Annotated in this window: 26 protein-coding genes; 19 read left to right on the top strand and 7 right to left on the bottom strand. The window is 67.8% G+C overall.

Going from position 1 to position 25477, the window contains the following annotated elements:
- Positions 1 to 190: 190 nt before the first annotated feature.
- Complete coding sequence (locus tag AC1DC5_RS07030) at positions 191 to 508, bottom strand: DUF6457 domain-containing protein (RefSeq protein WP_441404005.1); 318 nt, start codon at positions 506 to 508, stop codon at positions 191 to 193.
- A 117-nt stretch (positions 509 to 625) separates the two neighbouring features.
- The gene (locus tag AC1DC5_RS07025; RefSeq protein ID WP_441404314.1) at positions 626 to 1606 is read right to left on the bottom strand and encodes a LysR family transcriptional regulator; all 981 of its coding nucleotides are present in this window, start codon (positions 1604 to 1606) and stop codon (positions 626 to 628) included.
- Between the two features lie 120 nt (positions 1607 to 1726).
- On the opposite strand from AC1DC5_RS07025, the gene AC1DC5_RS07020 reads away from it, so the two are divergent.
- The 11 genes from AC1DC5_RS07020 to AC1DC5_RS06970 are packed head-to-tail and all read left to right on the top strand — an operon-like array spanning position 1727 to position 12618.
- Positions 1727 to 2605, top strand: coding sequence for an FAD binding domain-containing protein (locus AC1DC5_RS07020; RefSeq protein WP_476864675.1), 879 nt, complete (start codon positions 1727 to 1729; stop codon positions 2603 to 2605).
- Between the two features lie 5 nt (positions 2606 to 2610).
- Entirely contained in the window at positions 2611 to 3171 is a 561-nt protein-coding gene (locus tag AC1DC5_RS07015) for a (2Fe-2S)-binding protein (RefSeq protein WP_441404003.1), read from the top strand.
- Positions 3168 to 5561 (top strand): aerobic carbon-monoxide dehydrogenase large subunit, encoded by a 2394-nt coding sequence (locus AC1DC5_RS07010; RefSeq protein ID WP_476864674.1) that lies wholly within the window; start codon positions 3168 to 3170, stop codon positions 5559 to 5561. The genes AC1DC5_RS07015 and AC1DC5_RS07010 overlap by 4 nt, the downstream gene beginning before the upstream one ends.
- 10 nt (positions 5562 to 5571) lie before the next feature.
- On the top strand, positions 5572 to 6510 hold the full coding sequence (locus AC1DC5_RS07005) for an XdhC family protein (RefSeq protein ID WP_476864673.1): 939 nt from the start codon (positions 5572 to 5574) through the stop codon (positions 6508 to 6510).
- Positions 6494 to 7138, top strand: coding sequence for a nucleotidyltransferase family protein (locus AC1DC5_RS07000; RefSeq protein ID WP_476864672.1), 645 nt, complete (start codon positions 6494 to 6496; stop codon positions 7136 to 7138). Before AC1DC5_RS07005 ends, AC1DC5_RS07000 begins: the two co-directional genes overlap by 17 nt.
- Complete coding sequence (locus AC1DC5_RS06995) at positions 7135 to 8058, top strand: AAA family ATPase (protein ID WP_476864671.1); 924 nt, start codon at positions 7135 to 7137, stop codon at positions 8056 to 8058. Before AC1DC5_RS07000 ends, AC1DC5_RS06995 begins: the two co-directional genes overlap by 4 nt.
- A 7-nt stretch (positions 8059 to 8065) precedes the next feature.
- Complete coding sequence (locus tag AC1DC5_RS06990; protein WP_476864670.1) at positions 8066 to 9331, top strand: vWA domain-containing protein; 1266 nt, start codon at positions 8066 to 8068, stop codon at positions 9329 to 9331.
- Positions 9331 to 10155, top strand: a complete 825-nt coding sequence (locus AC1DC5_RS06985; protein WP_476864669.1) for an SRPBCC family protein — start codon at positions 9331 to 9333, stop codon at positions 10153 to 10155. Before AC1DC5_RS06990 ends, AC1DC5_RS06985 begins: the two co-directional genes overlap by 1 nt.
- Entirely contained in the window at positions 10148 to 11275 is a 1128-nt protein-coding gene (locus AC1DC5_RS06980) for an XdhC family protein (RefSeq protein ID WP_476864668.1), read from the top strand. Before AC1DC5_RS06985 ends, AC1DC5_RS06980 begins: the two co-directional genes overlap by 8 nt.
- Positions 11276 to 11285: 10 nt before the next feature.
- Positions 11286 to 11945 (top strand): DUF5134 domain-containing protein, encoded by a 660-nt coding sequence (locus AC1DC5_RS06975; protein WP_476864667.1) that lies wholly within the window; start codon positions 11286 to 11288, stop codon positions 11943 to 11945.
- A gap of 52 nt (positions 11946 to 11997) precedes the next feature.
- Complete coding sequence (locus AC1DC5_RS06970) at positions 11998 to 12618, top strand: L-threonylcarbamoyladenylate synthase (protein ID WP_441403994.1); 621 nt, start codon at positions 11998 to 12000, stop codon at positions 12616 to 12618.
- An 11-nt stretch (positions 12619 to 12629) separates the two neighbouring features.
- On the opposite strand, the gene AC1DC5_RS06965 is transcribed toward AC1DC5_RS06970, so the two are convergent.
- A complete protein-coding gene (locus AC1DC5_RS06965) occupies positions 12630 to 12929 on the bottom strand; it encodes a hypothetical protein (protein WP_476864666.1) in 300 nt (99 codons plus the stop codon).
- Positions 12930 to 13103: 174 nt separating this feature from the next.
- Here AC1DC5_RS06965 and AC1DC5_RS06960 point away from each other — a divergent pair, with 174 nt between their 5' ends.
- Both AC1DC5_RS06960 and AC1DC5_RS06955 read left to right on the top strand, forming a co-directional pair.
- Positions 13104 to 13700 carry a dihydrofolate reductase family protein gene (locus AC1DC5_RS06960; protein WP_476864665.1) on the top strand — a complete coding sequence of 199 codons (597 nt, stop codon included), beginning with the start codon at positions 13104 to 13106 and terminating at the stop codon, positions 13698 to 13700.
- Positions 13701 to 14496: 796 nt separating this feature from the next.
- Positions 14497 to 15129, top strand: a complete 633-nt coding sequence (locus tag AC1DC5_RS06955; protein ID WP_476864664.1) for a GNAT family N-acetyltransferase — start codon at positions 14497 to 14499, stop codon at positions 15127 to 15129.
- Positions 15130 to 15232: 103 nt separating this feature from the next.
- Here the strand turns inward: AC1DC5_RS06955 and AC1DC5_RS06950 are convergent, their stop codons facing one another.
- Positions 15233 to 15922: an SDR family NAD(P)-dependent oxidoreductase gene (locus tag AC1DC5_RS06950; RefSeq protein WP_476864663.1), complete on the bottom strand. Its 690-nt coding sequence runs from the start codon at positions 15920 to 15922 to the stop codon at positions 15233 to 15235.
- Between the two features lie 57 nt (positions 15923 to 15979).
- Entirely contained in the window at positions 15980 to 16684 is a 705-nt protein-coding gene (locus AC1DC5_RS06945) for a class I SAM-dependent methyltransferase (RefSeq protein ID WP_476864662.1), read from the bottom strand.
- Positions 16685 to 16937: 253 nt separating this feature from the next.
- Between AC1DC5_RS06945 and AC1DC5_RS06940 the strand changes: the two genes are divergently transcribed.
- The 4 genes from AC1DC5_RS06940 to AC1DC5_RS06925 all read left to right on the top strand — a co-directional run bounded on the left by AC1DC5_RS06940 (position 16938) and on the right by AC1DC5_RS06925 (position 20316).
- Entirely contained in the window at positions 16938 to 17369 is a 432-nt protein-coding gene (locus AC1DC5_RS06940) for a DUF2975 domain-containing protein (RefSeq protein ID WP_476864661.1), read from the top strand.
- A 500-nt stretch (positions 17370 to 17869) separates the two neighbouring features.
- Positions 17870 to 18301, top strand: coding sequence for a LexA family protein (locus tag AC1DC5_RS06935; RefSeq protein WP_476864660.1), 432 nt, complete (start codon positions 17870 to 17872; stop codon positions 18299 to 18301).
- On the top strand, positions 18294 to 19586 hold the full coding sequence (locus tag AC1DC5_RS06930) for a Y-family DNA polymerase (protein ID WP_476864659.1): 1293 nt from the start codon (positions 18294 to 18296) through the stop codon (positions 19584 to 19586). Before AC1DC5_RS06935 ends, AC1DC5_RS06930 begins: the two co-directional genes overlap by 8 nt.
- Before the next feature lie 112 nt (positions 19587 to 19698).
- The gene (locus AC1DC5_RS06925) at positions 19699 to 20316 is read left to right on the top strand and encodes a dihydrofolate reductase family protein (RefSeq protein WP_476864658.1); all 618 of its coding nucleotides are present in this window, start codon (positions 19699 to 19701) and stop codon (positions 20314 to 20316) included.
- A gap of 15 nt (positions 20317 to 20331) precedes the next feature.
- On the opposite strand, the gene AC1DC5_RS06920 is transcribed toward AC1DC5_RS06925, so the two are convergent.
- Positions 20332 to 21294: an AfsR/SARP family transcriptional regulator gene (locus tag AC1DC5_RS06920; protein WP_441403984.1), complete on the bottom strand. Its 963-nt coding sequence runs from the start codon at positions 21292 to 21294 to the stop codon at positions 20332 to 20334.
- Positions 21295 to 21806: 512 nt separating this feature from the next.
- A complete protein-coding gene (locus tag AC1DC5_RS06915) occupies positions 21807 to 22787 on the bottom strand; it encodes a S1C family serine protease (protein ID WP_476864657.1) in 981 nt (326 codons plus the stop codon).
- 182 nt (positions 22788 to 22969) lie between these two features.
- On the opposite strand from AC1DC5_RS06915, the gene AC1DC5_RS06910 reads away from it, so the two are divergent.
- Together AC1DC5_RS06910 and AC1DC5_RS06905 are read left to right on the top strand one after the other, a co-directional pair.
- Positions 22970 to 23473: an HtaA domain-containing protein gene (locus AC1DC5_RS06910; protein ID WP_441403982.1), complete on the top strand. Its 504-nt coding sequence runs from the start codon at positions 22970 to 22972 to the stop codon at positions 23471 to 23473.
- Between the two features lie 20 nt (positions 23474 to 23493).
- Positions 23494 to 25395: an amylosucrase gene (locus AC1DC5_RS06905; protein WP_476864656.1), complete on the top strand. Its 1902-nt coding sequence runs from the start codon at positions 23494 to 23496 to the stop codon at positions 25393 to 25395.
- Positions 25396 to 25477 lie beyond the last annotated feature (82 nt).

Raw genomic sequence — 25477 nt, 5'->3', positions numbered from 1 at the left:
CCTATATGTCCATCCCAGCGCGCACAGGGAGGGCATGTCCCACGAGGGTCTCAGACCGCTCCACGGGACATGCCCAGTCCTGGCCGCGGCCACTGGACATAATGCCCACATGTCCAGCCTTCGCCACCAACGGAGGGCATGTCCAGCGGGGGTGGAGCAGCAGTGCGGCGTGCGGACCGGCCCCCGCGGGCTACTGGGCCCGCTTGGCCCAGCCCTTTTCGTCGGGGCCGCCGGATTCGCCGTGCTCGCACAGCTCTATGACCTTGTTCGATGCAGCGTGGACGGCGTCTTGGGTGCTCTTCCGTCCGTCGGTCGATGCGGTTCCCGCGGCGTAGCCGACAATGAAGGCGCTGATGGCATCCGCGTGCGGGCCGACGGCATTCCGCGACTCGTCCGCGACCCGGACGATCGTTTCGTGGTCCACTTCGAGGTCAAGGATCTGCAGTGCCTGGATCAGGCGGGCACTCCAGTGCCGCAGCGCGCTGTCTTCATCCCGGGGCAAAGTCATGGTTACTCCTCTTCGTAGGGCACGTCAGGTGATCGTCTACCCCCACAAGGGTTAGCACCGACCTCCGCGAACCGCAACGCGACACAGGCACTCCCGCCGGAGAATCCCGGGGCCGCCTCAGCTCCACAGCGCGACGTGGAACTTGGACCCGCGGCGTTCCAGGCCCCGCGAGCCGCCGGGGGCAACCATCGCGGCGGTCGCGTCTGCGGTGCCGGCAAAGCGCTGCAGCGTCTGCGCCATGGTGGTGGTCCGGCGGTGGTCCAGGGTGCTGGCCCACCACAGCCCGGTGACCGGTGTCCCGACGACGGGAAACCGGATGAGGACCCCGCTCTGGAGTTCGGCCCGGACGATGTGGCCGAGCGCCAGCATGATGCCCTCCCCCGCCCTCACCGCGGCCAGGGCTTCCGTCTCGCTGCTCAGCCGGATGATCTCCGGCGCCACCCCCATCGCCGCCAGCCAGCGGCCTTCCTCCGAGCTGTCCTGGATCCCCGCGGGCCCGGCAAACCAGGGCCGGTCCAGCAGCCGGGCCACCGGAACCGGTCCGTGCAGCGGGGCCAACGGATGTCCCGCCGCGGCGACCAGAGCGCGCTGGTACCGCAGGAACGGAACGCAGTCCAGGCCTAGCTCCGTGACCACCGGCCCCGCGGGCGCCGTCGGCCTGGCTCCCAAGGCGATGTCGTATGCGCGTTCGTGCAGGAGCGAGCCAAGGTCCTCAGCGGACTCCACCACCACATCCACCGACGCGCCAGGAACCCGCTTGGTGAACAGGTCCAGGAGCCTGCCTGCCGCATGTTCGGCAAAGGGGGCGGTCGCAACGATCTTCAGCCGGCCGGCGTCGTTCTTGGCGTTGGAAACTTCCCAGCGTGCCTGGTCCGCCAGCCCGACGATGTCCTGGGCATAGTCAGCCAGCGCCCGGCCGCCGGGGGTCAGTGCGATGCCGCCCGCGGCACGCACAAACAGCGGATCACCGAGGTCCTGCCGGAGCGCCGCCAGGGCCGCGGAAACTGCCGGTTCGCTGACGCCGAGGCTCTCCGCGGCAGCGTGCAGGGAGCCCAGGCGGGCGACCAGGGCGAACGTGCGGAGCTGGCTCAATGTCATCGACACGGCGTCATAACCTTTCGCTTATGACGATATTGACACTCCGTATCAGGCGGGGCAAGACTTGCCTCACACTGGTGCTGCGCGACGCTGCCAGCGCCCCGGAGTGAGGTAGGGACTATGCAGATTCCGGCTCCATTCGACTACGTGCGGGCCACGTCCGTGGCCAACGCACTCGAACTCCTCTCCCGCCACGGCCCCGAATCGAGGGTCGTCGCCGGAGGCCACAGCCTCCTGCCGATGATGAAGCTCCGGCTCTCCCGGCCCGAGTGGCTGATCGACATCAATGACCTGTACGAACTCGATTTCGTCCTGCGCGACGGCGACAAACTGCGCATCGGCGCCCTGACCCGCCACACCACGCTCCTCGAGTCTGACGAAATCGCGGCGCTCTTCCCCATCGTCCGGGACGCCGAGGCAGTTATCGCCGATCCGATCGTGCGGAACCGGGGAACCATCGGCGGCTCACTCTGCCAGGCCGACCCCGCCGAGGACCTCTCCACGGTCTGCGTCGTGCTCGGCGCGGAAGCAGTGGTCCGGGGGCCCGCCGGCGAGCGCATCCTGACCATGGCCGACTTCCACCGCGGACCCTACGAGACGGCGGTGGGCCAGGACGAACTGCTGTGTGAGCTCCGCTTCCCGATCCGCCCCCGTTCCGGCAGCGCCTACGAGAAGGTCGAACGCCGGGTGGGTGACTGGGCCGTCGGCGCCGCCGGCGCGTCCGTGACACTCGCGGAGGACGGTACCATCGCCGACGCCGCCGTCGGACTCACAGCGCTCGGGCTCGACCACACGGTGGCCGGCACCGCGGAACTGTTCCGCGGCCAGCAGCCCGGGGAGGAACTGTTCGCGGAGGCGGCACGGCTGGCAGCGGCAGCCTGCGACCCGGTAGCCGACCAGCGCGGCCCGATTGACTACAAACGGCATCTCGCCGACGAACTCACCCGGCGGGTCCTGCGACAGGCCTGTGCCCGCGCCGCCCAGACACAGGAAGGCTGAAGCGGATGCAGATCAGCATGACCGTCAACGGCAACGAAGTCACGTCCGACATTGAGCCCCGCGTGCTCCTTGTCCACTACATCCGCGAAGTCCTGGGCCTGACCGGCACCCACTGGGGGTGCGACACCAGCAACTGCGGGACCTGCGTGGTCCTGATGGACGGCCAGCCGGTGAAGTCATGCACCGTCCTCGCCGCGATGGCCGCCGGACACGACATCCGCACGGTCGAGGGGCTCGCCACCGGCGGCACCCTTGACCCGGTCCAGCAGGGCTTCATGGAGGAACACGGGCTGCAGTGCGGCTTTTGCACCCCCGGGATGATGCTGACCGCCCGGGCACTGCTCGACAAGAACCCGCACCCGGACACCACCGAGATCCGGCAGGCCATTTCGGGCCAGATCTGCCGGTGCACCGGCTACGCCACGATCGTCCGGTCCGTGCAGTGGGCCGCCGCCCACCCGGCAGGCGGCGACAGCGACGCCACGGTGGACGAGGTCATCGACGGCACGGACACCGTGATTGAGGACATCCCGGCAGAGACACAAGACGCAGAGGTGAAGGCATGACCGTCATCCACGAACGGCACGGCAATCCGGCGGCCGGCGACGAGGACCGCCCGATCGGCTACGGCCGGATCCAGCGGAAGGAAGACCCACGGTTTGTCCGCGGCAAGGGCAACTACCTGGACGACATCGTCCTGCCCGGCATGCTGCACGGCGCCATCTTGCGCGCGCCGGTGGCGCACGCAAAGCTCGTCTCCATCGACACCACCAACGCCCTCGCCCACCCCAAGGTCCTCGCCGTCATCACCGGAAAGGACCTGCTGGGACTCAAGCTCGCCTGGGCCCCCACCCTCTCCGCGGACGTCCAGGCAGTCCTCGTGACCGACAAGGTGCGCTTCCAGGGCCAGGAGGTCGCGTTCGTCGTGGCCGAGGACCGGTACGCCGCCCGGGACGCGCTGGAACTGATCGACGTCGAATACGACGTCCTGCCCCCGGTCATCGACGCCCGGAAAGCCCTCGACGCCGATGCCCCCGTGATCCGCGACGAGATCGAGGGCCGGACGGACAACCGCATCTTCGACTGGGAAATCGGCGACAAAGCCGAAACCGAGGCCGCCTTCGCGGACGCCGACGTCGTGGTGGCCCACGAGATCGTCTATCCGCGCGTGCACCCCGCCCCGATGGAGACGTGCGGCGCGATTGCCGACTTCGACGCCGTCGACGGCAAGCTGACCCTCTACGAAACCACCCAGGCCCCGCACGCCCACCGCACCCTGTTCGCGATCGTCGCGGGGATCCCGGAGCACAAGATCCGCGTCGTGTCCCCGGACATCGGCGGCGGCTTCGGGAACAAGGTCGGCATCTACCCCGGCTACATCCTCGCCGTCGTCGGCTCTATCGTCACCGGCCGGCCGGTCAAATGGGTGGAGGACCGTTCGGAGAACCTGATGTCCACCTCCTTCGCCCGCGACTACATCATGCAGGGCGAGATCGCCGCCACCAAGGAGGGCAAGATCCTCGCGGTGCGCACCAGTGTCCTGGCAGACCACGGCGCCTTCAACGCCACCGCGCAGCCGACCAAGAACCCCGCCGGCTTCTTCTCCATCTTCACCGGCAGCTATGACCTGAAGGCCGCCTACTGCAGTGTCACGGGCGTCTACACGAACAAGGCACCGGGCGGCGTCGCGTATGCCTGCTCCTTCCGCGTGACCGAGGCCGTCTACCTCGTCGAACGGATGGTGGACATCCTGGCCCGCAAGCTGGACATGGACCCGGCGGAACTGCGGCTGAAGAACTTCATCAAGCCCGAGCAGTTCCCCTACGCCAACAAGACCGGCTGGGTGTACGACTCCGGGAACTACGAACCGGCCATGCGGCTGTCCATGGAGCTGGCCGGCTACGACGAACTCCGCCGCGAGCAGCAGGAGAAACGCGAGCGCGGCGAGCTGATGGGGATCGGCGTCTCCTTCTTCACCGAGACCGTGGGCGCCGGCCCGCGCAAGCACTTCGACATCGTGGGCCTCGGCATGGCCGACGGCGCCGAACTGCGCGTCCATCCCACCGGCAAGGCCGTCGTCCGGATCTCCGTGCAAAGCCAGGGCCAGGGCCACGAGACCACCTTCGCGCAGATCGTCGCCGAGGAACTAGGGATCCCGCCGGAGGACATCGACGTCGTCCACGGCGACACCGACCAGACGCCGTTCGGCCTCGGCACGTACGGCAGCCGTTCGACGCCGGTGAGCGGCGGCGCCGTCGCCCTCGTTGCCCGCAAGGTGCGGGAGAAGGCGAAGCTGATCGCGGCGGCCATGCTGGAGACCCGGCCGGATGACCTCGAGTGGGAGAAGGGCCGCTGGTACGTCAAGGGCGATCCCAGCGCCGGGAAGACCATCTCCGAGATCGCCCTGGCCGCCCACGGCACCATGACGCTGCCCGAAGGGGTCGACGGCAACCTCGACGCCGAGGTCACCTACGACCCGCCGAACCTCACCTTCCCGTTCGGCGCCTACATCTGCGTCGTCGACGTCGATCCGGGCACCGGGCACGTCAAGGTGCGCCGCTTCATCGCCGTGGACGACTGCGGCACCCGGATCAACCCGATGATCATCGAGGGCCAGGTCCACGGCGGCCTGACCGACGGCGTCGGAATGGCCCTGATGGAGATTATCGAATTCGACGCCGACGGCAATAACCTCGGCGGGTCGTTCATGGACTACTTGATCCCCACCGCGATGGAGGTGCCGGACTGGGAAACCGGCTTCACCGTCACCCCGTCCCCGCACCACCCCATCGGCGCCAAGGGCATCGGCGAATCCGCCACTGTCGGGTCGCCGCCGGCGATCGTGAACGCCGTCGTCGACGCGCTGGCCCCCTACGGCGTGGTCCACATGGACATGCCCTGCACCCCGGCCCGCGTCTGGGCCGCCATGCAGGGCCGGGCAAGGCCGCCGATCTGACATGGCGACGATGGGAGATTCCCTCGCGGCCCGGGCGAACGACCTCGCCTCCCGCCGTGAGCCGTTCGTGCACGCCACGGTGGTCCGCGCCCAGCGCCCCACCAGCGCCCACGCCGGAGACACGGCCCTGGTGCTGCCCGGCGGCGACATCCAGGGCTTCGTCGGCGGCAACTGCGTCGAGTCCTCAGTGCGGGAGTACAGCCTGCAGGTCCTGGCGTCCGGGGAACCGCTGCTGCTGCGCGTTGTCCCCGGCGAACCGTCCCGCAGCGCCGAGGAAGGCGCCGTCGAGGTCTCCAACCCGTGCCTGAGCGGCGGGGCCATCGAGATCTTCCTCCAGCCCCGCATCCCGGCGCCGCGGGTCCTGGTGGTCGGCACCACGCCCGTGGCGCAGGCCCTGGCGACCCTCGGCTCCGGCGTCGGGCTGGCCGTGGAACTCACCGACGGGGAATCCGCCCGGCCGGGGGCCGATGATGCCGCGCTGATCGTGGCGTCACACGGCAAAGCCGAGGAGGTCGCGCTCGAGGCGGCCCTGCGCGCCGGAGTACCCTATGTCGCGCTGGTGGCCAGCGGCACGCGGGGCAGCGCGGTGCTGGAGTCCCTCGACGTCGAGCCGGCACAGCGCTCGCGGGTCTTCACACCCGCCGGGCTGCAGCTGGGCGCCCGCACCCCCGGCGAGATCGCGCTGTCGATCCTGGCCCAGCTCATCCAGGAGCGGGCCAAGTCCCGGCACGCCGCGCCACCGGCGGGGCCGGCCCCAGTGGCGGCGCCGCTGCCCGGACCTGCGGCGCAAGCCCCGGCGACGGCAGTCGACCCCGTCTGCGGCATGACCGTCGCTGCGGTCGAATCCTCGCTGCACCTCGAGCACAACGGTGTCACCGTCTACTTCTGCTCGCCCGGCTGCCGCGCTGCCTTCCGCAAAGATCCGGAGCGCTATGCCCTCACTCTCTGACCGCGCCCCCGCACAACACCGGACGGCGGGGCTGGTCCTGGCGGCCGGGGCCTCGCGGCGCCTCGGCCGGCCCAAGCAGCTCCTCCCCTACGGCCGGGGCGTGCTCCTCGACGCCGTGCTGGCGACCGCCCGGGACTGCGGCTTCGACCAGACGGTGCTGGCCCTGGGCGGCGCGGCCGCCGAAGTGCAGCGCACGGTTGACACCACCGGCTGCGAAGTCGTGCTCAACCCGGACTTCGGCGAAGGCTGTTCCTCCTCGGTCGCCGCCGGCATCGCCGCGCTCCACGCGGACACGGACGCCGTCGTCCTCCTGCTCGGGGACCAGCCGGAGGTCCGGTCGGCCACCGCACGGGCGCTGCTGCAGCTGCTGTTCGCTTCAGACGCCGGCAACGACAGCCCGGGCGTCGCCGTCTGCCGCTACGACGACGGCGTCGGCCACCCCCTGGCGTTCACCCGGCGGATGTTCCCGGAACTGGCCGCCCTGCACGGCGACAAGGCGGTCTGGAAGCTGCTGGAGCAGCGGGCGGCCGACGCGGTCGAGCTTCCCGTGCCGGGAACGGTGCCCCTCGACGTCGACACGGAAGACGACTACCGCCGGGTCCTGGCCGCACTGGAGGGCGCCCAGTGAGCGCCGCGGCGCGCACCGGCGCGGAGGAGGATGTCCAGCGGAGGATCCCCGACGTCGCGTCCCTGGCCTCGGCGCTGGACAGCAGCGACTACCTTGCCGACGCCGGGCTGGCCACCGCGCTGTTCCTGGCCGTCCGGCTGCCGCAGCCCATCCTGCTTGAAGGCGAGGCGGGCGTGGGCAAGACCGAGGCGGCGAAGGCCCTTGCCGACCTGCTGGACACGCCCCTGTACCGGCTGCAGTGCTACGAGGGGATCGACGCCGGAGAGGCCCTCTATGAGTGGAACCACCAGCGGCAGCTGCTCGGGATCCGGCTGGCGGAAGTGCGGGACGCCGCCGTCACCGAAACCGACCTCTTCGGCCCGGAGTACCTGCTGCGCCGGCCGCTGCTGCAGGCCATCGAGCATCCCGGCCCGCGCCCCGCCGTCCTCCTGCTGGACGAGATCGACCGGGCCGACGCCGAATTCGAAGCCTTCACCTTCGAGTTGCTGGCCGAGGCCGCCGTCACCATCCCGGAACTCGGCACCATCCGTGCCACGCACCCGCCGATCGTCATCCTGACGTCCAACCGCACCAGGGACCTGCACGACGCCCTGACGCGGCGCTGCCTTTACCACTGGATCGACTACCCCGGCCCGGAACGGATCGCGGAAATTGTCCGCCGCCGCGTGCCCGCCAGCAGCGGCCCGCTGGCGCTGCAGGCCGCAGCAGTAATCACGAAGCTGCGCACACTGGACCTCGCCAAACCGCCGGGGATCTCAGAGGCCATCGACTGGGTGTCGGCGCTCGCCGTGCTCGGCATCGACCGCATCGACGCCACGACGGCGGACCGGACCCTCGGCTCGATCGTCAAGAACCGCGACGACCTGGAACTGGTCGGCGCCCGCGGGGCCGACTGGCTCGTGGCGGGCACGGGCGGGTGAGCCGCTGATGGCTGGGCCCACCCACACCACAGCCGCAGCACTCCCCGCGGTGGAGGCGGCCACCTTCTCTGCGGCGTTTGTCACCGCCCTGCGCCGGGCCGGGCTGTCCTGCTCCCCGGACCGGGCAGTCCGGCTGGCTGAAGCACTCCGCCTGGTCCCGCCCTCCGACGTCGGGCAGCTCTACTGGGCATCCCGCGTGGTGCTGGTGTCCGCGCGCGAGCAGCTGCCGGTGTTCGACGCCGTCTTCGCCGCAGTGTTCCGCGGCGCATTCTCCCCCTCCGTCGCGCCCCGCAACGCCGCTCCGCGCACCGTGTCGCCGGCCGAAGCCCCCGAGGAGGCGCGCACCCGTCCTTCCCCGGCCGAGGACCGCGCCCCCGGGCACCCGCCCGCCCAAAGGCCCACGGCGCCGGCGATTGCCTCCGCGGGCCCGGACAGCACCGGGGACCGAAACGCGCCCGAGCGGCAGGCCGTGCTGGCCATGGCCTCCGCCGAGGAGCGGCTGCACAGTATGTCGTTCGCCCAGCTCACGGAGGCGGAAGTCCTGGAGATCCGGCGGCTGGCGGCCAAGCTGCTGCTCGCCACGCCGGCACGTTTGAGCCGCCGAACCCGCAAATCAGCCCACAGCAGCCCCCGGCTGGACGTCCGCGCCACGGTCCGCGCCGCACGGCGCTCGGGGACCGACACCACCCGGCTGCTGTATGCCCGCCGGCGCCAGCAGCGCCGCAAGCTGGTGATGCTGTGCGACGTCTCCGGTTCCATGGAGCCGTACGCACGGATCTTCGTCTCGCTGCTGCAGGGGGCGGTGGCGACGGCCGGCGCGGAGGCCTTCGTTTTTTCCACCCGGCTGACGCGCCTGACCCGGCAACTCGCGCTGCGCGATCCGGACGAGGCCCTGGCCCGCGCCGCCGTCGCCGCCCCGGACTGGGCCGGCGGTACCCGGATCGCCGACTGCATCCGGCACTTCGTCGACGAACACGGCCGCCGCGGCCTGGCCCGCGGCGCGGTGGTGGTGATCTTCTCGGACGGCTGGGCCCAGGAGGATCCCGGGCAGGTGGCGGCGCAGATGGCGAGGCTGCGGCGTCTGGCGCACCGCATCGTCTGGGTCAATCCCCGCAAGGCCGCCCCGGAATACCGGCCGCTGACCGGCGGCATGGCCGCGGCCCTGCCCTACTGCGACGCGTTCGTCAGCGGACACAGCTACACGGCTTTGGCAGAGGTGGCGGCCGCAATCCGCGGCGACGGCCAGTCATCACTTAAGGGAAGAAGGACCTAATGCAGATTGACAGCACTTTCTCGGTCGTCGCTCCGATCGACACGGTCTGGGAAACCATCATGGACTTTGAACGCGTGGCCGGCTGCGTTCCCGGTGCCAGGATCCTGAACAAACTGTCGGACGACGCCTACCAGGTGGGCATGACCGTCAAACTCGGCCCGGTAAACATGCAGTACAAGGGCCTGCTCAACGTCATCGAGCGGAACGCCGCCGAACACCGCGCCGTGCTCGGAGGCAAAGCCCAGGAAACCCGCGGCCAGGGCACGGCCGAGGCCACGGTGACCCTGCAGCTGGCCGAAGAGGCCGCCGGTACCACCCGCGGCACCGTCAGCGCCGACCTGAAACTGTCCGGCAAGGCCGCGGCAATGGGCAAGGGCGTGATCGGCAGTGTGACCGAACAGATGATGGCCCTGTTCGCCAGCAATCTGCAGGCCATGGTCACCTCCCCCGCTCCGGCCGGAGGAACAGATCCGGCCGAAGAAGCAGACGCCGGCGTTCCCGAACCCGTGCCCGCGGCGGAGGCAGTGGCGGCCAAGGTCGCCGCCGCGACGGCCCCGGCACCGGCGTCGGAACTTCCGGGCGCGCCGGCGGGCACCATTCCCGCAGCGCCACCGAAGGCGTCCGCGCCCACACCGGCGCATGCCCCCGCGGGCAGCCTGGACGCCCTCAGCCTCGCGAAGGGGATGGCGGCGGAGCAGCTGTCCAGCCCCGGGAAGGTCCTGGCCCTCGTGGCGGTGGTGGCGTGCCTTTCCTACTGGGCGGGCCGGTGTTCCGCGTTCCGGCTGGTCCGGGCGGTTGGAAGGATGAAGACCGACCGTGCGTGATGTCCTGGCAGCCATGATGCCGGGCTGGCAGAGGGGTGACACCGCCGGCCTGGCCACCGTAGTGAGCACGTTTAAGTCAGCCCCGCGGCTCCCGGGCGCGTCCATGCTCGTCACCGCCGACGGGGAAGCAGTGGGTTCCGTCTCCGGCGGCTGCGTCGAAGGTGCCGTCTACGAGCTGGCCACCCAGGTCAAGGAGGACGGCACCCCCGTCCTCGTCCGCTACGGGATCAGCGACGATGACGCGTTCGCCGTCGGCCTGACCTGCGGCGGGATCATCGACATCTTCGTCGAGCCGGTGTCCCGGCACAGCTTCGCGGAACTCGACGCCGTCAGGGCGGACATCGCCGGCGGACGCCGCGTCGGGGTCGCCACCGTGATCGAACACCCGGAGAGCAGCTGGCTGGGCCGGCACCTGATCGTGCGGCCGGACGGCTTCGACGGCAACCTTGGTTCCGAGCGGGCCAACCACGCCGTGGGCGACGACACGCAGGGCCTGCTCGCCGCCGGACGTTCCGGCATCCTGAGCTATGGCCCCGACGGGGAACGGCTGGACGCCGGGATGCGGGTCTTCTTCGCAAGTTACGCCCCGCCACCTCGGATGCTGGTCTTCGGCGCCATCGACTTCGCCTCGGCGCTGGCCCGTCTGGGCACGTTCCTGGGCTACCGCGTCACGGTGTGTGATGCCCGGGCCGTCTTCGCGACGCCGGCACGGTTTCCCGATGCCGCCGAGGTGGTCAACGCCTGGCCACACCGCTACCTCGCCGGGCAGCTGGAACAGGGGCTGGTGGATGAGCGCACGGTGATGTGCGTCCTCACCCACGATCCGAAGTTCGATATTCCACTGCTGGAGGTTGCCCTGCGCAGCCGGCCGATCGCCTTCATCGGCGCCATGGGTTCGCGCCGGACCCATGCAGACCGGATCGCCCGGCTGCGCCGGGCCGGCCTGGCCGAGGAGGAGCTTGCCCGGCTGCACAGCCCGGTGGGCCTTGACCTCGGCGCGAGGACGCCCGAAGAGACGGCAGTGTCCATCGCTGCGGAGTTCATCGCCAAGCAGTGGAGCGGAAGCGGCGAACCACTGCGGGAACGCGACGAGCGCATCCACCACGACGAGCAGCACTGACCGGGCACCCTTGATCGAGAACGGGGTCCTGAGCTGGGGGCTGACGGCACTGCTGCTGGCAGCGTCGCTGTACGCGGCGTTCCGTGCCTGCCGCAAGTCGACGCCGGCCACCCGGGCCGGTTTTGGCCTCCATGCCGCGATGATGACCGCCATGGTGTTGATGCTGGCACCCGGACTCCGGTGGCCCGTCCTCCCGCAGATCCTGTTCTTCGGCCTTGCCGCGTGGTGGTTCGTCCTCCGCGCCGTCTCCGCGCGGCCTGTCCCCGCCGCCGGGCCCGGGCACCGGAGCCCCGCAGGAGCAGCCGGCCCCGGCACCTTGCTCTACAACGGGCTGACCATGGCCGCGATGGCCTACATGCTGGCCGCCATGGACGTGCACGGTGGCCACGGCGCGCTGGCCGGTCCTAATGTTGCCGGGCTTCCGGGCCAGACGTCGCACCATGCCAGCGCCGCCGCCGCCGCCGTGCCGCTCCCCGCGGCCCTGCCGGGCTGGAACGGCCTGCCGGTGCTTGTCCTGGCGGTTGCCTTCGGGGTGTCAGCGGCGCTGTGGGCCTTCCTCCTGCTCCGTCGGCTCCACCCTCACACCCGACGCGACAACGGCAACGCGTTCCTGGAACTCGTGTCCGCGGCAGCGATGTCAGTCATGTTTTCGGCGCTCGCCGCCGCCTGACATGCGGCTGGGCCGTCAGGCGGCGCGCCGCCGTCGGGCGTAAGCTCGTCCCATGGCGAGATACTTCGATGTTCACCCCGAAAACCCCCAGGCACGCTCCATCAGCCAGGCGGTGGAAATCGTCCGTTCCGGCGGGCTGATCGCGTATCCCACCGATTCCTGCTACGCACTCGGCGCGCAGATCGGGAACAAAGAGGCCCTGGACCGGATCCGGAGCATCCGCCAGCTCGACAGCAAGCACCACTTCACGCTGGTCTGCAAGGACTTCGCGCAGCTGGGCCAGTTCGTGATGATAGACAACGACGTGTTCCGCAGCATCAAGGCGGTCACTCCCGGGAGCTACACCTTCATCCTCCCCGCCACCAAAGAAGTCCCCAAGCGGCTGCTGCACCCAAAGAAGAAGACGGTGGGCGTCCGGATCCCGGACAACAAGGTGGTCCAGGCCCTGCTGGCCGAACTGGGCGAACCGCTGCTCTCCAGCACGCTGCTGCTACCCGACGAGGACGAGCCGCTGACCCAGGGCTGGGAAATTAAGGAACGGCTCGAGCACGTGGTCGACGCCGTGATCGACTCCGGGGACTGTGGTTCGGAGCCTACTACTGTCATTGACTACTCCGGCGGCGCGGCGGAAATCGTCCGTCGCGGCATGGGCGACCCTGCACGGTTCGAATAAGGCGGCCGGGCTTAGGCGGACGCGGTCCCCGCGGTTCCCCCGACGCCCGACGCCCGGTTGCGCAGCCAGCGGCGTGACAGGTCCACCACGGCGATAAGGCCAGCGAGAGGCGTCAGCACAGCCGCGGCGTAGACGAAGAGCAACCAGCTGAGGGTTGTCAGGAGCGTCTGGTGGTTGCTCAGTAACGAGAGCCCGCCGAAGATCCCGAGGACCCAGAACAAGAGCACTCCGGCCAGCACCGCCGTGGCAGGAAAGTACTCGTTCGTGACGGTGCTTTTCACAGTGCCCTGCAGAATTTTCAACGTTTTCATGGACCCTCCTCATGCCTGGCGGTGGGGAGAATCCGCCGGGGTCATTCCAAGTATGGGGCCGTCCGGCACCGGATTTTCAACGATTCCGCGCGACGTGAGCAAGCTAACGAATTGCACTCCGATTTACTCCTGCCGGCCCGGAGCTTGGCCGGCGAGTGGTGGCATGATGGGCGCATGAGCCAAGTCACATGCGATCTGACGGTCTCCCTCGACGGATTCGCCGCCGGCCCGAACCAAAGCCTCGCGGAACCTCTGGGCGAGGGCGGCGAGCGCATGCACAGGTGGCAGTTCGAGGAACCCCACGCCAACGCGGCCTGGCGTGCAGGCATCCTCGCATCCGGCGCGTACATCATGGGACGGAACATGTTCGCCGGGCCCGGGCCGGGGCCGTGGGACGATGAATGGCGGGGATGGTGGGGTGAAGAACCGCCGTATCACGCACCCGTGTTCGTCCTCACTCACCATCCACGCGAGCCACTGGAGATGCAGGGCGGCACCACGTTCACCTTCGTCACCGACGGAATCGAATCGGCGTTGAGCCAGGCGCGGAAGGCCGCTGGCAGCAAGGACGTGGCCATTGCCGGCGGGGCGCAGACCGTCCGCCAGTACCTTTCGGCGGGGCTGATCGACGAGCTGCGGCTCCACACCGCGCCCATCGTCCTGGGAGCGGGCGAACGGCTGCTCGACGGCGTCACGAACCTCCAGCTCGAGCCGACGGAAGTGAGCGGTACCGGCCTCGTCACCCACGTGCGCTACCGGGTAACCCGCTGAAACGCACGACGCCGGCCCTGCTGCCGCTGGCTTGCCTCGCCGTCATCGCCGTGACCGCAGCCTGCGCGGCTCCGTCGCCAAACGCGGACGCCAACATTCAAGCGGTCGCCCAGCCGCCGGCTGCCTCGGCCGCACCTTCCACGGGCGCCGGACTGCCGCCAGGCATGACCCTCGGGCCGGTCCCATCGGTGCCGCCAGCCCCCGCCGGGCAGGGTGCAGATGAATGCCTGCCCCGGGGTGCAGATGACGCCGCGCCCACCGGAACGCTGGAATGTCAGTACTTCACTTCCGGGTCCATGCAGCCGGCTACCGTGCCCCGCGGTCCGGGATTGAGTTCCGGAGACTACGCCGTAAGGTTCGGCAGCCTCGGCGGCCGCCCATTGATGACGGTGCGGATCCCGTGCGCCTCCTACGCGGTTAGGGTCAGCATTGCCGGCCAGACAATCACGCCGGTGCCGGGAACAACGGAGAGTTTTGTCGGCACTTGCGGCTTCCCGTGGGACGAGGAACAGCAGCGGATGTCACGGTACATCCAAGCCCCGCTGCAGTTCGTGGAACGTGAAGCCAGTATTGTGCTGCACAACTCCGAATGGGGAGTCACGCTCTCCCGCACTCCCTACGGGACCCCCTAGCCTTCCTCGCCACCCCCCGTCGCCGCGGGACGTGGGCCGACGTGCCGCCACGGGGATGCCCGACGAGGCCCCGAGGACAGTGTCTGGTAGCCGTCGTCTCAGGCCTCCGCTACCTCAACCTCGACCCGGCTTTCCCCCTTGTGGCAGTCAAAACCACTGCCCGCGTGAACGATGCTGAGGCTGTCGATGAACTGGCGGCGAAAGTGACTTCGGCCTACCGCGGCGTTGGAGTGCGTGGCTTCACATTCTGGGAGCGGCCGGGCCTCGACCTACCCTCCGCGGAAGGCTGGGCAACAGTCATGGCCGGGTCCCTCAGCGCGGCCGCCGGCGCCAACGAACGGGACCTGATCGGGGCTCTAACGATCTCCTGGCCGGAAGCGGCGGCTGAAGTGTTCACCGAATACCGGCTCGAACATCAGGCGTGGCGGTCCGGCGCCCCGGAGCTCTCACCGTTTGTTTCAGAGTCCGACCAGGCGGGGCTCCAGGAAGCGACGGACCAGGGCTTGCTGATGTCGCTCCGGGACGACCACGGCTTTGCGGGACTGGCTGCCGCCACAATCTCGCCGCTCTTTGGCCGATCGGCACTCTGCATGCTGGATGTATTGCTGACGGAGCGCCTGCGCGGCAGGGGCTTGGCTCCCGCGGTGCAGTCGTCGTTTCTGACCGGTCAACGATCGGGTGTGGACACCGTATGGGGCCACATCCACGCGAGGAACGTGCCTTCGCTCCGCACGGCGCAAAAGCTAGGCCGCCGCCCGGTCCAGCAGGGGTACTTCGTTAGCCTGCCCGCGTCCTGAAGGCGGCTCCCACCGACTGATATCCCGGTTGGCCGTCCTGACGAATCCGTCCAGGCGACCGACCTCTAACGATAATCTTGCGCATTCGAGTACCTCCCCGGCACTACCAGGGCAGGTCCTGTTCACCGAGGGAGCAGAAGCGGGGCGAAGTCCGGACGCCTGAATCGACCAGCTCACGGAGTTGGCGGGCGGCGACGCCTGGATCCTTGGAAGCGCCAGGCTGTCCCATGTCAGTCGCCAGTTTGCCCGGGTGAACTGCCCAGCAGCGAACGCGGCCCCGCAGGTCCTGAGCCAACGAGACGGTCAGCATGTTCTGCGCGGCTTTGGAGATTTTGTAGGCATAACTCGTCGACAGATGTGAGAAGTCACCATTGGCCTGGGCAGCAAGGGATCCCAGCCGGGACGTCATGTTGATGATGATCGGATCGGGGGCCGCCAACAGGTTCGGCAACAGGAACTGCACCAGGCGAAGCGGACCGGCGACGTTGACATCAACCGCGTTCAGGATGCCTTCAGGGGGAATCGACCCGAGATCGCCATGGGGTGCCCCCTGCGCCGCATTATTGATCAGCAAGTCGACAGGGCGGCCGTCCAGGACTTCGAGAAGTTCTGCAGCAATGTCCTTTCGAACATCCTGCCGGACCGTTACGACGTCCCGCGGGTAGGCGCCCGTGCTCTGGGGCCGGGGTGACCGCGCGACGGAGACGACACTCCAGCCGGACTCCGCAAACTCGTCCGCCAAAGAGAGCCCCAGACCTCGGTTAGCGCCTGTAACGACAACCAGCTTCTTCATCCGCTCAGGCTAGCCGCAGTGCGGGGCACTTCGTTCATTGGCGGTTCGCGTGCGGATTCAGTCTGCCTCGAGGACGAAGAAGATGAAGGACAGGAACGCTGTCCTCTCGCCTTTGAGGATGCGCGGCGGAAGGAGTTCGTGCGGCGTGTCCGGAGCTGGCTCTGGTTCGCTCACGGCGGCTACGCGGTATCCCGCCGACGTGAAGGCGCTGATCATCGCATGAAGGGGCCGGTGCCAGAAGGTCAGGACCGCCGGTTCGCCGTCGAACTCGTAATCCTCCGAGTACTGGCGGGTGGCGAAGTAGTCCTCGGTTGGATAGTTGACCACGCTGACCGTGGGGTGGTTGACCGACAGGATCAGGCGCCCGCCCGGCTTCAGCACTCGCCGCAGTTCGGCAAGAGGTGCCGACCAGTCTTCCAGGTAGTGCAGGACCAAGGACGAGACGACGTCGTCGAAGGAGCCGTCGGCGAAAGGCAGCGGCTTGCTGAGGTCGGCCACGTGCAGGTCCGCGTCCGCGCCCAAACGCTGTCTTGCCAATTCCAGCATCGCAGGACTGGAATCGAAGCCGGTCACGACTGCGCCTTTCGCGCCCAGTGCCGCGGACAGGGGCCCGGAGCCGCACCCTGCGTCCAGGACCCGGTGGCCGGTCACGTCGCCGGCAAGGCCCACCATCGCCGGGCGCTCGTAGTAGGCGTTGAGGAGGCTGGACTCATTTTCAGCCGAGTAGTTCTCGGCGAAATCGTCATAATGGTCGGATTTCATGTCTATTCCCTTCAGGCGGATTCTTACGGGCGGGACAACAGGGTTGACCCTAGCAAGCAAGAGCCGCCCGACCATGGAACTTCCGGTAACTTGCCCCTTTATCGAATAGCTCCGGCTCCAGCCGTCGAGGTGAAAGGTTGCCGGATGCGGGGCGAATATGCAGATAGAGCTGGTGTATCAGGGCTAAGGCGTCGGTAATGTGATGGGACGGCAGTGACTTTTCCCGGTAACCAGGCAGCGGCAGGAGGCGCAGATGACTCGTCGAACCTCGTTCGCGCTGATTGCGGGACTTCGCATCTTGCTGCTCATGTCCGTGTTCGCGCAGGTATGGATCATCCCCTCCGCGGTGGAGAGAGCAGTTGCTGTCTTCCCGGAAGTCGAGCCCCTCGCGGTTCCTGCCATCATCTGGGGAATCTGCGCAATTGCCTGCTGGCAAGCCATCGCCGTCATTGGACTGCGGCTGGTCATATGCGCCCGCGACCACAAATTCGATCCATCAACCGACAAATGGCAACGCGCGATGGTTGGTTGTCTCCTCGCCTTCCTCGCGCTGGTCGTGGCAGCGTTCATCGCTCTCAACGTACTGGCATACACGCCCCCAGGTGTGATGCTTGGACTCATCGCCGGAGGGCTCATCGCGCTGATCGCAGCGAGCTCTCTCGTTACCTCTGCCGTGACAGGTTAGTCCCTGCGGGCTCTAACTGCGTGCACGAGGCGCCCCGCGAAGTAGACGACGGCGACCACGCTCACCGTCGCCAAAATCCACGTGCCATCCATGCTGAGGGCGGGGCCGCTAGTACACATGCTCGTAGCGCCAGACTCGATTGTGTAGTCAACGCACTCGCCGCTCCTATACCCCAGAAGCGTTATGTTCACGGTGATCAAGAGGAGGATCGCAACGGCCCAAGGCCACCATCGCGGTGAACGGAATCGCGGCGTTTCATCCATGCAGTCACCCTACAGATCGGGCCATCACATTTCTGCCCCCTTCGACGATCTGTTCAGTACCTGCAAATCCTGCGGTCGCAACGGCCGGCCGTGGACTGAGGCCGCCGCACGGCCCAGGCTGTCCCACTGGCGTTCAAGCCGTCCGACGAAGGCCCGCGCCGGCGCCCGGGTCTGCTCAATGTCAGCGCCCGGGGCTACACTGAATGTATCGAACATATATTCGAATAAAGGTGTGTTGTGGGCGTAATCATTGGGCCCCGCGTGATAGACGCGGGCACTTCTCTTCTGTCGGTCCTGATCTCGCCAGTGCCGGTTGCCGCAGGCTACCCTTCTCCGGCCCAGGACTACTTCGACGGCCGCATCGACCTCAACGAACACCTCATCAAGGACATCACCAGCACCTACATCGTCAGGGTGTCCGGGGACTCCATGGAGGGCGCCGGGATCAGCGACGGCGACGAGCTGATCGTAAACCGCGCGCTCGAGCCCCGCGACGGCTGTGTCGTCGTCGCGGTCCTTGATGGCGAGCTCACGGTCAAGAGGCTGCGCATCACGGCCGCGGGCGCAGTGCTGCAGGCCGACAACTCCCGCTACCCGGACATCAGGGTTCCGGCGCTGTCGGACCTTGTCGTCTGGGGCGTCGCGACCCGCTGCCTGCACCATGTCTAGGGCTACCCCCGGCCGGGGCAGCATCGCCTTGGTTGACGTGAACTGCTTCTACGCCAGCGCCGAACGCGCTTTCGACCCCTCCCTGGAGGGACGTCCGCTCGTGGTGCTCTCCAACAACGACGGCTGCGCTGTCACCCGCTCCCCTGAAGCGAAGGCCCTCGGGATCCCCCTCGGCGAGCCTTGGTTCAAGCTCGCACCCCGGGCGAAGGAATGGGGGCTCGTGGCGCGTTCCAGCAACTATGAGCTCTACGGCGACATCAGCGCCCGCGTCATGGAGCTCCTCGGCCGCTACTCCGCCTGGCTGGAGGTTTACAGCATCGACGAGGCCTTCCTTGGCGTCAACGGCAGCCCGGAGGAACTGCAGCGCCTGGGCCACACCATGAAAACGGCGGTGCGCCGGAACGTCGGAGTCCCCGTCTGCGTCGGGATCGCCGGCACCAAGACCCTGGCGAAACTCGCCAACAAGTGGGCGAAACACAATCCGGCGTTCGACGGCGTCTGCCACTGGGACGCTGTCCCCGCCGCCCAGCGCGAGAAGCTCATGGCGGGTCTGTCCGTGGTCGAACTCTGGGGTGTGGCCGCGCGGCTGACCAAACGCCTGAACGCACAGGGAATCCACACCGTGCTGGACCTCGCGCGTGCGGACCCCATCAGGATCCGGGACCGGTTTTCGGTGGTGCTGATGCGGACGGTCCTCGAACTCAACGGGACGCCGTGCATCCCCCTGGAAGAGGAACGAACCGGCCGCGACCAGCTCATCTTCAGCCGGTCCTTCGCGGCTCCGATCACCACCGGCGCCGGGCTGCGCCAGGTGCTGGGCGTCTACGGCCAGCAGGCCAGCGCCCGGCTGGCGCGTCACGGGCTGCAGGCCAAGGTGCTGACAGCGTTCGCCGCCACGTCCTACTACAACCCGGATAGCAGCTCGAACCCCTCCGTCTGCGTGCCGTTGCCGATGCCCACCGCCGACCCCGTTCTCCTGGCGAGGGCAGCCTACGCCCTGCTCCCCCGGATTGACGACGGCGTCAAGTACGTCCGCGCGGGCATCATGGTCACCGATCTGCGCCCCACCGGCAACCAGGCGCCCCTGGCGGTGTTCGAGAATCCACACGAGCAACGCGGCATCGGCCCGCTGCTGGAGGACGTCAGCCGAAGATACGGGCGGGGGTCAATCGGCCTGGGCTACGCCGGAATCCGGGGCGGACCTGATTGGAGCATGAAACGCGACATGCTGTCTCCGCGCTACACGACGCACTGGGCCGAGCTCCCCGTCGTCAAAGCCGCGTGACTGCCCCCGAAAACAGCGCCGATAAACACCGTTGCTTCGCACCGGGCACGTGTGCCAGCCTCGAAGTGATTCCGTCGCCGGCCGACGACGGGCGGCACAGAAGGAGCACGGCATGGGACTCATCCATATCGACCTGTTCACGACGCTCGACGGCGTCGCGCAGGCGCCAGGCGGGCCGGAGGAGGACCCTAACAACGGTTTCGCGTTCGGGGGCTGGCAGGCGCCGCTCATAGACAAGGTGGTCGGCGAGCAGATCGACGCAGGAATGGCGGGGATGGACGCGTTGCTGCTGGGACGCCGGACCTACGACATCTTTGCCGCGTACTGGCCGCACGCTGACGGGAACATCGCGCGGCTGTTCAACCGGCTCCCGAAATACGTGGCCTCACGCCAGGCGCCGGACCTGGAGTGGGCCGGCTCCACACTGCTCGGACCCGACGTCGTCGCCGCCGTGCGAGAACTGCGCGACCGGCACACCAACATCCACGTCATCGGCAGTCTCAACTTCGTACAAACCCTGCTCGCCGAGCGGCTCTTCGACCGGCTCACGCTCTGGGTTTATCCGATCCTCCTCGGCAGTGGGAAGAAGGTCTTCGCCGACGGAGTGGTCCCGACAAACCTCAGACTCATCGAGCCGGTGGTCGCTTCACCAATGGGTGCCGTGCTCCAGCGCTACGCGCTCGCCGATGGCACGCCCGGCGTCGGCGATATGTCCGTCGGCAACCAGTAGGGCAGACACACCCAGTCAGACGGCGGCGGCAAGCGCCTGCTGAAGGAATGAATCGAGGACCCGGCCGGCATTCTCGTGCATGCGCCGGGATTCCTCGGCGGCAAACTGCGTGCGCTTGGGGCCATGCAGACGTTCCCCCAGGTAAAGCAGGGCCGCCAGGACTTCGGAAAGCTCAGTGTTTCCCTCGGCGCGCTGCCGCAGCAGCCTCAAATGCGCGGCCTGCAAGGCCGGACCAGGGGCACAGCCCAGGTCGCGGTCAAACAGCCGGCGGCAGCGTTCGTAGGCTGACAGCCCCTCCACCGGAAGTCCGGCCTGTTCATACCCCGAGACAAGAATGGTCCAGGCACGTTCGTTGAGCGGTTCGGACTGGATGGCCGCCTGTGCGAGCGAAATGGTCAGCTGTGGTTTGTCGAGGAAAGCGGCGGTCTCGGCGGCGAGAATCTGGGCGGCAACCTTCTCGGCAGCATGCCGCGTCCGGGCATCTTCAGCCCAATCGGCCACGAGCTCAAAGCCCAGCAGCGGCTCATCGGCGAGTTTCAGGGCCTGCAGGGCCAGCTCGTGAGCCTCGGCCGGGGCGGACTGCCGGGCCGCATGGACCAGCTGTTGGAACTCCGACAGGTCCAGCTCCACCAGCTGCGGATCCAGTACATAGCCGCCGTTCGCTGTGCGCAGAGGTCCCGTCTTGGTGTTGCCCGGCTGGATCGCCCTGCGGATACCACTGACATAGCTCTCCAGGTTGGCGACGGCGCCGCTGCTGGCCCGTGGTCCCCACAGGATCTCCACGAGGCGCGTCTTGGAGACAGGGGTCCCCAGATTCAGCAGGAGAATTTCCAGGATGTGTCGGGGCTTGCAGCCGCCCATGTCCGCGGCCGTGAGTACGGCGCCATTTCTCCGGATTTCGAAGGTCCCGAATAGCCGGACCGAAATTGCTGGCGCACTTACGCCCAAATTGTCCACATTGATCTCCGATTTCCCCATTTAGAACTTAATCCATATTCGGAGAGTCGGAAGGAATTATTGAAACGCGTGCTGAGACTCATTTCCGTCCGACTTTCTACGGAAACGGTGACACGCAAAGCGCAGCACAACAAGCAATGAAGCTACCCGTTCCTTTACCGTGAGGAAAGTCGAGTACACCCTTGAGCGCCACCAAGTACCGCCCGAAAACAATGTGAGTACTCTGAACCGGTGGCAAGTATCGCCGCACCCAGTCGGCCCGACTTCGTCGGGTAGGTGAATCCAAACCCCTTGCGGACCCACGAACAGGGGCGGTGGCGTCGCCGCAGAGGGGCCGAAGGCCAGTTGCTGAACGGAACTTCCCCCCGTGAGTAGGTGCGTGAGCCGCCCTGCCGCACCTCACCGAGAATTCAGCGGCGCGGGCTATTTCTGCATATTTCCGGCCGCTGCCAAACGACAGTTCACCCCGCCTGCGTACGGAAAAATTTTCCAGCCGCATTCCCTTAGAAATTCGGAACTGCATTGAAAATCCATCATTCCTCGGACATCTCCTCGGGAACGGTGGTCACCGTGGTTTCCGCGCCGTCGCGCAGGACCGACAACTCCAGGGGCATGCCAATCGCCTCAGCAAAAAGCAGTCTTTGAAGACTCTCGGCATTGGAAACTGCCTTTTCGCCGACGCTGAGGAGCACATCGCCGGGCCGGAGTCCGGCCCCCTCGGCGGGAGAGCCAGCCAGAACTTCCACCACCAGCAGACCTTCGCGGCGTCCGGTTCTGATCACAGCGCTTGGCTGCAGCCGGACAGGGGTGTTGACTAGGCCTAGGTAGGCCCGCCGGACGCGGCCGTCCTTCAGGAGGGCAGCAATGATCCGCCTGGACGTGGCGTTCACGGGAACCGCCAGTCCCAGCCCTGCCCCGGCCACCGCCGTGTTGATGCCGACGATTCTGCCCCGCGCGTCCGCGAGCGCCCCGCCGGAGCTTCCCGGGTTGAGGGCAGCGTCAGTCTGGATGACGTCCTCGATCATGCGGCGGTTACGGCCGGACCAGACGGGGATTGAACGGCCCAGTCCGCTGACCACGCCGGCGGTCACGGACCCCGAGAGTCCCAGTGGGTTCCCGACCGCGATGACCAACTGTCCCACCCGGAGCGACTCCGCATCGCCGAGATCCGCCGGGGCGGCGGTCGGGGCCTTCCCGTGCACCACAGCGAGGTCCGAGAGAGGATCAGAGCCGACCACGTCCACGGCTGTGCGTGTCCCGTCGGAGTACACCGCGCTGCCCCGCTGGGCGCCGGCCACCACGTGGGCGTTGGTCAAGAGGTACCCGTCGGAGGTGAACAAGACGGCGGATCCGGCGCCGGTGCGGAACCGGCCGTGCCGGCCCGTGCCGTCCACTTCGAGCGCGGCCACATGCGGGGTCACGGCAGCGGCCACACGGATGACCGTCGCGGAGTAGGAATCGAGAGGGTCCCCGGACGCCTCGGGTCCGGGGATCCGGCTGGTCGCAGTGGCCACATTGCACCTCCAGAGCTGGTACTTATCTAAGTCAACCACTGGCCCCTCGGAGGTAGTCCGGGGCCGCCTACGCCCTCAGAGAAATACTCCGGATGTCGCGCTGACCGGGCGCCAGTTCATCCGGCGGGCAATCCGCCGATAGGCTCAGGAGAGACCAGCCTCACAGCCACAGGAGAACGTACGTGCACCCAGCGAACACCGCGCCCGATCCGCTGCCTCCGCCGGGCCTGAGCTGGGGCATCAAGCGCAGCTTCATCGATTACATCGCCAGCCTGCCGGACGGGTCGGTTTCGGCGACCGCCGGGGCCACCGTGTCCGGATCGTCGCTGTTCTCCTTCAGCCCCGATACGTCCGACTACGACGCCGCGCGCGGCACCGGCGTGTTGCGCTTCCGGGGGGACGTCCGGCTGGCCGGGCACCACGGCATGCTCCTGGTCCGGCTGCTGGACCCCTGGATCACCTTCACCTCCGGCAGCGGCGTGTTGTCCATCAGTACCGGCGACGGCGGCGGCCAGGACCGTACCGCCGTCGGCTTCCTTAGCCCTGTGAAACCGCGCGACGCCGACGGGTCCCTCGTCTGGGACCACGTCGACGTCGTCATTTCTCCCGAGGGGTCCGAACTCTTCGACGGCCAGTACGCGGCCGGACAGCCGATGGATCCGCTCTTCATCCGGGTCGCCAGCTAGACCAACAAAGGAGAACCTCCGTGGTTGAAATCGCCGACGCCGTCGAAACAGCCCGCCAGCGCGCCCTTCCGGGCCCTGGACCCGGGCCCGGAGACAAGGACGCGGCTGATTTCCGGGGCCGCCTGGACGCCCACCTCCCCGAACTGGCGCGGCTGTTCCACGATCTTTACGGCACCCGCGCGGACTGGGCGGACCAGCTGACTGCCCTGGTGCAGCAGGCCGCACAATCGTGGGCCGAGCGGCCGGCGGAGCTAAAGTCCCTCGACGACGTCCGCGGGGAAAACAGCGGCTGGTTCCTGACCAACGAGATGCTCGGCGGAGTCTGCTACGTCGACCGGTACGCCGGGAACCTGGACGGTGTCCGCGGCCGGATCCCGTACTTCAAAGAACTGGGCCTCACGTACCTTCACCTGATGCCCTTGTTCCTGGCGCCCGAGCCGCACTCCGACGGCGGGTATGCCGTCTCCAGCTACCGCGAAGTCAACCCAAGCCTTGGCACCATGGAGCAGTTGCGCGCCCTTGCCGCCGAGCTACGGGCCAACGGCATCAGCCTGGTGGTGGACTTCATCTTCAACCACACGTCTGACGAACACGAGTGGGCGCGTAAGGCCTCCGCCGGGGATCCCGACTACAGCAACTACTACTGGATCTATCCCGACCGGACCATGCCGGACGCGTTTGAGGAACAGGTGCGCGAGATCTTCCCGGATGACCATCCGGGCTCGTTTGTTCCGATGCCGGACGGGCGCTGGGTCTGGGCGACGTTCCACACCTTCCAATGGGACCTGAACTACTCCAACCCTGAGGTGTTCCGGGCCATGACGGGCGAGATGCTCTTCCTGGCCAACCTTGGCGTGGACATCCTGAGGATGGACGCTGTTGCCTTCATTTGGAAGCAGCTCGGAACGCCCTGCGAGAACCTGCCCGAAGCACACCTGCTGCTGCGTGCCTTCAACGCCGTGTGCCGGATCGCGGCCCCATCGCTTTTGTTCAAGTCCGAGGCGATCGTGCACCCGGACGAGGTGGCGCAATACATCGACCCGGGAGAATGCCAGCTCTCCTATAACCCGCTCCAGATGGCGCTCATCTGGGAAGCCATGGCCACCCGGGATGTCTCCCTGCTGGCCCAGGCGCTGGAACGGCGGCACAACATTCCGGAGGCCACCTCCTGGGTCAACTACGTCCGGAGCCACGACGACATCGGCTGGACCTTCGCGGACGAGGACGCCGCTGAGCTGGGCATCAACGGCTTCGACCACCGGAGGTTCCTGAACTCCTTCTACGTCAACCGCTTCCCGGGCAGCTTTGCCCGGGGCGTTCCGTTCCAGGACAACCCCCGGACAGGCGACTGCCGCATTTCCGGGACGACGGCGTCCCTCTGCGGGCTGGAGGGCGGCACCGGCCAGGCGGTGGACCGCATCCTGCTGGCCCACTCGGTCGCGTTCAGCACCGGCGGAATCCCGCTGCTTTACCTTGGCGACGAGGTGGGGCAGGTTAACGACTACGACTTCCCCCTTGAGGACGGCCACGGCACCGACAGCCGCTGGGTCCACAGGCCGCACTTCCCCGCCGCCCGGTATGCCCGGCGCCATGACACCTCCACACCGGAGGGCGCGGTGTTCGCCGGGCTACGGAACATGATCACCGGCCGCTCCCGCGCGCCCGAACTGGCTGGCACCCGCCTGCTGGATTTCGCAACAAAGAACCCAGGCGTCCTCGGCTACCAGCGGCCGGGGGACGGAACCCGGATCCTGGCGCTGGCCAACTTCAGTGACCTGGCCCAGACAGTGGCGGCGGCCACGCTCTCCGGATTCGTAGTCGACGCCCTCGATATCCTGACCGGAGCCCCCGCGAACCTTGAACACGGCATCGCGCTCGAACCCCACGAGTTCGTCTGGCTTAGGGTAACGCCGCTGTCCTGATGCCCCGCATTGGCGGACCGGAACGGGCACCTCTGGGCGTCACAACGCAAAAAAATGACCGGCCGCACACTGGTTGAGGAGA

This window comes from Arthrobacter sp. 10L424, from assembly GCF_056395325.1.
This window is presented reverse-complemented; position numbering and strand designations above follow the sequence as displayed.